The following is a 6,826-nucleotide window of genomic DNA, read 5'->3' on the forward strand; positions in this document are numbered from 1 at the left end:
GCCGCCACCGCCGCCGTCCCGCTGGTCGCCGGGCTGGCCGTGTGGCCGACCGTGGGCACCGACGCCCAGGCCGGTACCCGCACCGTGGCGCTGGTGCAGGGCAACGCCCCCGACGTCGGTATCGGCCTGCTCGGGGAACGCGACACCCTCCGCGCCAACCACCTCGCCGAGAGCGCCGACCTGCTCGACCGGATCCGCACCGGCGACGTGCCCGAACCCGACCTGGTCGTGTGGCCGGAGACCGCCACCGACACCGACGGCGACGACCCCCGCATCGACGCGATGGTCGACGCGTTCGACACCCCCACCCTCGTCGGCGCGCTGTACCGTCCGGACGGCGCCGGCGCCACGGAGAACGCCGTCGTGCTGTGGGAACCCGGGCGGGGCCCCACCGGGCACTACACCAAACGGGAACTCGTCCCGTTCGCCGAGTACGTGCCCGCCCGCGACCTCGCCGCCTTCTTCACCCCGTTCCTCGGCAACACCCGCGACATGCGGTGGGGCACCGACCCCGTCGTGCTGGACACCGCGGGCACCGGCGTCGGCAGCGTCATCTGCTACGAGATCGCCTACGACCACCCCGCCCGCGACCTCGTGAACTCCGGCGCGGAACTGCTGGTCACCCCCACCAACAACGCCTGGTTCGGCCGCGGCGAGATGACCCACCAGCAACTGGCGATGTCCCGCGTGCGCGCCGTGGAGCACGGCCGCGCCGTCGCCGTGGCCGCCACCAGCGGCGTCAGCGCCATCATCGACCCCGACGGCAGCGTGCGCACCGCCACCGACACCTACACCGACACCTCACTGGTGGCCGAGGTGCCCCTGCGGCGGGAGACTACGCTGTCGGACCGGCTCGGCCCCGGGACCGAGTACACCCTGGTCGTGGCCGCGGCCGCCGCGGTCGCCACCGGCGGTGCGCTCCGGCTCCGCGGCCGCGCACGGCACACCACGGACACACGGGCGGTCGACGCCCCGCACGCGAGCACGGCAGAAGGGGAGCAGCATGGCGGAGGGGACACGGCACAGGGCGGCGACCGACCCGGTGCTGGTGGTCATCCCGACCTATAACGAACGGGACAACCTCGCGCCGCTGCTGCAGCGGTTGCACACCGCACTGCCGACGGTGCACGCCCTCGTCGTCGACGACGGCAGCCCCGACGGCACGGGCGAGGTCGCCGACAAACTCGCCGACGACGACCCCCGGGTCCACGTGCTGCACCGCGGCGGCAAGGCCGGCCTCGGCGCCGCCTACATCGCCGGGTTCCGCTGGGGGCTGGAGCGCGACTACGCCACCCTCGTGGAAATGGATGCCGACGGCTCCCACGCCCCCGAGGACCTGCCCCGTGTCCTCGACGCGCTGTCCGGGGCCGACCTCGTCATCGGCTCCCGTTACGTCCCCGGCGGGGCACTGGTCAACTGGCCCCGCAAACGGCAGGCCCTGTCCCGGCTGGCCAACCTCTACTCGCGGGTCGCGCTCGGCGTGCCCGTGCACGACATCACCGCCGGCTTCCGCGCCTACCGCCGCGAGGTGCTGACCGGCCTCGCGCTCGACGAGATCGCCTCCCAGGGCTACTGCTTCCAGATCGACCTGACCTGGCGCACCGCCGACGCCGGGTTCACCGTGCTGGAGGTGCCCATCACCTTCACCGAACGCGAACTGGGGGAGTCGAAGATGAACGGCTCCATCATCGGCGAGGCGATGGTCAACGTCGCCCGCTGGGGCCTGCACCGGCGGCGCGCACAACTGCGCCGCCACCCCGCCGTGCGCGACCTGCGGCACCGGCTCACCCGCCGCTGACGCCCCGGCACGGGGGAGCGGTCCCGCACCCCGGCGGCAACCCCTCACCACGGCCGCGTCTTGCGCCCGCCACTCCGGACCCACATACTTAGCCTCATGGCTAACTATTCGGCGGAGATGGACGGTGTGTTCGTCGCCCTCGCCGACCCGACCCGGCGGGCCGTCGTCCGCCACCTCGGCCACGGGCCCACCAGCGTCGGCGACCTCGCCCGCGAGTTCACCATGACGCTGCCGTCGTTCCTCAAACACGTGCGCACACTCGAAGAGACCGGCCTCGTCCACACGGTCAAGAACGGCCGGGTCCGCACCTGCGTACTCAACCGCGAGCGGCTCACCCTTGTCGACGACTGGCTCGCCCAGCAACGCCGGATCTGGGAACAGCGCAGCGACCGCCTCGAACAGTTCGTCACCGACCCCGACCGAACCGATTCCGACCGAACCGATTCCGAGCCACAGGAGCGACCGCAGTGACCTTCGACCCCGATCTCGACCTCACGCTGCACCGGATCATCCGCGCCCCCCGCGCGACCGTGTGGCGTGCCTGGACCGACCCGTCCCGGCTCGAACAGTGGTGGATCCCCGCCCCGGCCCGCTGCCGCGTGGACCACCTCGACCCGCGACCCGGCGGGGCGTTCGTCACCCGGATGAGCGACGACGGGACCGAGTTCGTCCCGCACCTGGACGCGTGCTTCCTCACCGTCGACGAACCCGGCCGGATCGTGTTCACCAACGCCGTCGACAGCACCTGGCGTCCCGCCGATCCCGCCCCGGTCGCGATGACCGCCACGATCACCCTGGACGACCACCCGGACGGCACCGACTACCGCATGCTCGTCCGACACGCCGACCCGGACGCCCGCGCCCGGCACGAGAAACTGGGCTTCACCGACGGCTGGGGCACCGTCGCCGGCCAACTCGCCACCTTCGCCGAGAACGGCGAGTCGCCGTGAAGCTCGCGCTGACCGGGTTCGTCACCCTCGACGGGGTCAGCCAGGGCCCCGGCTCCCCGGACGAGGACACCAGCGACGACTTCACCCGCGGCGGCTGGCTGGTCCCACACATCGACGGCACCTTCGTTCAACGCACCTCCGAGTGGCTCGACCTCGCCGACGGGCTGCTGCTCGGCCGCCGTACCTACCAGGCGTTCGCCCGCGACTGGCCCGAGATCACCGACCCGGCCGACCCGTTCACCGGGCGGATGAACGCCCTGCCGAAGTACGTCGTGTCGAACACCCGCACCGAGCCGACCTGGCACCCCACAACGGTGCTCACCGGCGACCCACGCTCCACCGTCGCCGACCTGAAACGACGACCGGGACGCGAACTCCAGATCCACGGCAGCGCCCGCCTGGGGGACACGCTGCTGCGGGCGGGCCTGATCGACACGGTCCGCCTGGTCATCGCCCCCACGGTCCTCGGAACCGGACGGCGGCTGTTGACCGACCCGGACACCACCACCGGCCTCCGCCTCGTCCACCACGAAGCCACCCCCAACGGCCTGCTGCTGCTCGAATACGAGACCACGGGCCCCGCGCCGCGGGGCGAGTACGAGGGCGTCACCGCCTTCCGCTGACCGGCCCACGCCGGCGGCGCCGACCGCGACCACCCGACGGGAACCCGTTTCGGAGGAGCCGGCCGCACACGGAGCCGCACACAGGAAAACCCCCGGCCCGTGCCACGCACGGACCGGGGGCCTCCCCGCTTCACCGCTCGTCAGGCCGTGCGGCCCCGGCGGTTCTTCAGCTCGGTGAGCCGCTCGTTGAGCAGTTCCTCGAGTTCGGGAATGGAACGCCGCTCCAGCAGCATGTCCCAGTGCGTCCGCGGCGGCTTGGCCTCCTTGGGCTCCGACTGCCCACCGTCGATGATCTCCGACTCGGTGCCGTGCAACCGGCACTCCCACGTCGGGGGGATCTCGGCGTCGTCGGAGAACGGCACCTCGAACTCGTGGTTCTTCGGGCACGAGTACCGCACGGTGCGCCGGGGTGCGAGGTCGTGATTACGGTCGGTCTCGTAACTGACCGCACCCAACCGGCTTCCACGAAGAACACGGTCGGCCATGATGGGTCCTTTCGGTCGGCTCCACGCGCGTGGAGCCAGGGTCGTGCTCACCGAGTGCAACGTCCCGGACGGTCGGCGGCATTCCCGACCACCCGTCCGCCACGCGCGGTGAACCACGTCACCCGTGTTGAAAACAGCTTGCTCCCACAGGGAGACCATTGACGCGATCCTGTGACGCGGTACGGCCTCCTGTCTCGGTGATCTCCCCCACTCGGGTGAGGACGGTCTGGAGGGCAACCCACCGCACGCGACCGGCACCCGGTCACGTCAGCTGGAGCTGCCCCGGACCGGACGGATCCGGCCCCACTTCGCCACGGCGGAAGTGCCGACGACAAAGTACCTGGTAACGCACGGTAGCCGATTCCGTCGACGTCCGTGTCGTGTCCGAGTTCACCCCACCGGAGGAGGAATCCGCACGAGACCCGCCCGCGTCCGGGGTGCCGGAGCCGGACACGGTCCCGTCCGGCACACCGCCCACCGTGTCCGCCACGAACACCGTGTCACCCGTCCGCAGCACCACACCGTCGGCCACCCGCGCGTTGAACCGGCCCGGCCGCCCACACCAGCACAACACCTCCACCTGCACCGGCTCCAGCTCGTCCGCCAACTCCACCAACCGGCGCGCCCCCGCGAACAACTCACCCCGGAAATCCGTCGAGATCCCGAAGCAGTACACGTCCACGCACACCTCGTCGGCCAGCTCCGCCAACTGCTCCACCTGGCCGGGGGAGAGGAACTGGGCCTCGTCCACCACCAGATAGTCCACCGGCCTACCCCGCTCCCACGACCGCCGCACCACCGCCCGCACATCGGTGTCGCCCCGCACCTCCACCGCACGCCGGGCGATCCCGATCCGGCTGCTGATCCGCCCGGACCCCGACCGGTCGTGCCGCACCAACGACAGCCCCTGCCTGCCCTGCCGCGCGAGGTTGTGGTCGATCTGCAACGCCAGCGTCGACTTCCCACAGTCCATCGGACCGTAGAAGAACTTCACCCGACCCACCCGCGCCGCGGGGCCCCGCGACCCTCCGGGCGCCGGCGACAACGCGCCGGTCGGGGCGCCGGTCGGGTCGACATCCACGTCATCCGGGCCATTCACGAGGCAGCACCCTATCCGCAGCGGACGGCACACCCGGCAGGGGAGAGCACTCCACCACCGGCGCGCACGACACGGTCACCGGCCTCACAGCACGCTCGGCTCCGGATTGCCCGCCGCCGCGATCGCCCGCCGCACCGGGATCAGCGCCACCAACACGAACCCCACCACGAAGAACACCAGCAACGCGATGATCGCGTACCGGAACGATCCGGTCGCCTGCCCGACCGCCGCGAACAACAACGGCCCCAACCACGACGTTCCCCGCTCACCGACCTCGTACAGCGAGTAGTACTGCGCCTCCTTGCCCGCCGGAATCATCTGGCTGTACAGCGACCGCGACAACGCGTTCGTACCCCCCAGCACCAGCCCGATCCCGGCGGCCACCGCGTAGAACTGCAACTGCGCCCCCACCTCGATGAAGTATGCACCCCCCAGCACACACATCCACACCACGAGACTGCCCAGGATCGTCTTCTTCGCCCCGACCCGGCGCGCCACCAGCCCGTGCGTCACCCCACCGACGTAGGCCACGAACTGGATCACCAGGATCGTCGCGATCAACACCTCGTTGTCGAAGCGCAACTCCTCCTTGCCGTACTGCGCCGAGACCGCCACCACCGTCGAGATCCCGTCGGTGTAGACCAGATACGCCCCCAGAAACGCCAGCGTCAGCGGGAACGCCCGCGCGTGCCGCACCGTGTTCCGCAACTCGGTGAACCCGGCCCGCACCACCGACACCCCGTGCTCGGTGCCGTGCGGCGGCTGCCGCTCCCGCAACCGCCGCAACGGGATCAACGTGAACAACGCCCACCACACGCCCGAACTGACGAAGCAGATCCGCACCGCCATCGACTCACTCACCCCGAACGACTCGTGCCCCAGGTAGAACGCCAACTGCAGCGCCAGCGCCACACCACCGCCCAGATACCCGAACGCCCAGCCCTTCGAGGACACGTCGTCCCGTTCGTCCGGCGAGGCGATGTCCGGCAGGAACGAGTAGTAGGTCACCAACGAGGCGCCGTAGCCGATGTTGCCCACCATGTACAACACCACGCCCAGCTCCCACCGCCCGTCGGCCACGAAGAACAACAACGCCGACGCCGCCGAACCGAGGAACGCGAAGAACCCCAGGATCCGCTTCTTGTACTGGCTGCGGTCGGCGATCGCCCCGGTCACCGGCAACACCAGCACCTGCACCACCGTCGCCGCCGCCAGCAGATACCCCCACAACGACCCCGCCGGGAACGTCAACCCGAACAGGCCGATGTCGCAGTCGTGCAGATAGTCGCTGGTCCCGTCCGGCCCCACACACGGCGTCGGCCCGTTCCGCGCCACGTCCGCCCGCGCGTCCTCGGCGGCCACCGTGCTCATGTACAACGCACCGAACACGGTGATCACCGAGGTGTAGAACGTCGAGTTCGCCCAGTCGTAGAAGTACCAGCCGTGCTGCTCACGACGACGCTGACGGACATCGGCGGCCGGGGCCGGGCCGCCGGAAACGCTGGACATGACCGGCTCCTCGCACGCTGATCACAATGACCGGCGAAGACTACTCCCTCGGGGGACCACACTCACCCGCGATGGTGACCTCGCCACGGGAACCGCCGCCGGGGTCACACCGGCCCCGGCGGCCACATCCCCCGGTGCCGCAACAGCTCCCGCAGCAGATCCGGCCGGTCCGTCACGATCCCGTGCACCCCGAGGTCCAGCAACGCCCGCATCCGCGCCGACTCGTTGATCGTCCAGGTGTGCACCTCGATCCCGACCCGCCGCGCCGCGCGCACGAACGCGCGGTCCACCAGCGGCACCGGCCCGTGCCGCACCGGCACCTGCGCCATCACACCCCGGGCGAGCGTCCCCAGCCGCACGGG

The 6,826-nt window shown here is 71.0% G+C and carries 9 protein-coding genes; 5 read left to right on the forward strand and 4 right to left on the reverse strand.

All coding sequences use genetic code 11. The features are described from left to right. The 5 genes from lnt to SACHA_RS0107840 all read left to right on the forward strand — a co-directional run. Positions 1 to 1,068: apolipoprotein N-acyltransferase (lnt, locus tag SACHA_RS20930; protein WP_019808565.1), on the forward strand; the 1,068-nt coding region annotated here is incomplete at its 5' end. Next, positions 1,004 to 1,798, forward strand: coding sequence for a polyprenol monophosphomannose synthase (locus SACHA_RS0107825; protein ID WP_019808567.1), 795 nt, complete (start codon positions 1,004 to 1,006; stop codon positions 1,796 to 1,798). The genes lnt and SACHA_RS0107825, both read left to right, overlap by 65 nt. A 96-nt stretch (positions 1,799 to 1,894) precedes the next feature. After that, positions 1,895 to 2,269, forward strand: coding sequence for an ArsR/SmtB family transcription factor (locus tag SACHA_RS0107830; protein WP_028662981.1), 375 nt, complete (start codon positions 1,895 to 1,897; stop codon positions 2,267 to 2,269). Continuing rightward, positions 2,266 to 2,748 (forward strand): SRPBCC domain-containing protein, encoded by a 483-nt coding sequence (locus SACHA_RS0107835; protein WP_019808571.1) that lies wholly within the window; start codon positions 2,266 to 2,268, stop codon positions 2,746 to 2,748. The genes SACHA_RS0107830 and SACHA_RS0107835 overlap by 4 nt, the downstream gene beginning before the upstream one ends. Further along, positions 2,745 to 3,371: a dihydrofolate reductase family protein gene (locus tag SACHA_RS0107840; RefSeq protein ID WP_019808573.1), complete on the forward strand. Its 627-nt coding sequence runs from the start codon at positions 2,745 to 2,747 to the stop codon at positions 3,369 to 3,371. The genes SACHA_RS0107835 and SACHA_RS0107840 overlap by 4 nt, the downstream gene beginning before the upstream one ends. A 140-nt stretch (positions 3,372 to 3,511) precedes the next feature. On the opposite strand, the gene SACHA_RS0107845 is transcribed toward SACHA_RS0107840, so the two are convergent. The 4 genes from SACHA_RS0107845 to SACHA_RS20935 all read right to left on the reverse strand — a co-directional run. Then, entirely contained in the window at positions 3,512 to 3,856 is a 345-nt protein-coding gene (locus SACHA_RS0107845) for an RNA polymerase-binding protein RbpA (RefSeq protein WP_019808575.1), read from the reverse strand. Between the two features lie 262 nt (positions 3,857 to 4,118). Further along, positions 4,119 to 4,955, reverse strand: coding sequence for a thymidine kinase (locus SACHA_RS0107850; protein ID WP_157601628.1), 837 nt, complete (start codon positions 4,953 to 4,955; stop codon positions 4,119 to 4,121). A gap of 84 nt (positions 4,956 to 5,039) precedes the next feature. After that, positions 5,040 to 6,464: an MFS transporter gene (locus SACHA_RS0107855; RefSeq protein WP_019808579.1), complete on the reverse strand. Its 1,425-nt coding sequence runs from the start codon at positions 6,462 to 6,464 to the stop codon at positions 5,040 to 5,042. Positions 6,465 to 6,568: 104 nt separating this feature from the next. Further along, positions 6,569 to 6,826 (reverse strand): glycerophosphodiester phosphodiesterase family protein (locus SACHA_RS20935; protein WP_019808581.1); only part of this gene is annotated, 258 nt, incomplete at its 5' end.

This window comes from Saccharomonospora halophila 8 (genome assembly GCF_000383775.1).
Lineage (GTDB): Bacteria > Actinomycetota > Actinomycetes > Mycobacteriales > Pseudonocardiaceae > Saccharomonospora > Saccharomonospora halophila.

What these genes read in the sequence shown, in the direction of transcription:
- SACHA_RS0107845 (WP_019808575.1), bottom strand. Translation starts at nt 3,856, where the DNA reads ATGGCCGACCGTGTTCTTCGTGGAAGCCGGTTGGGTGCGGTCAGTTAC.
- SACHA_RS0107830 (WP_028662981.1), top strand. Translation starts at nt 1,895, where the DNA reads ATGGCTAACTATTCGGCGGAGATGGACGGTGTGTTCGTCGCCCTCGCC.
- SACHA_RS0107855 (WP_019808579.1), bottom strand. Translation starts at nt 6,464, where the DNA reads ATGTCCAGCGTTTCCGGCGGCCCGGCCCCGGCCGCCGATGTCCGTCAG.
- SACHA_RS0107825 (WP_019808567.1), top strand. Translation starts at nt 1,004, where the DNA reads ATGGCGGAGGGGACACGGCACAGGGCGGCGACCGACCCGGTGCTGGTG.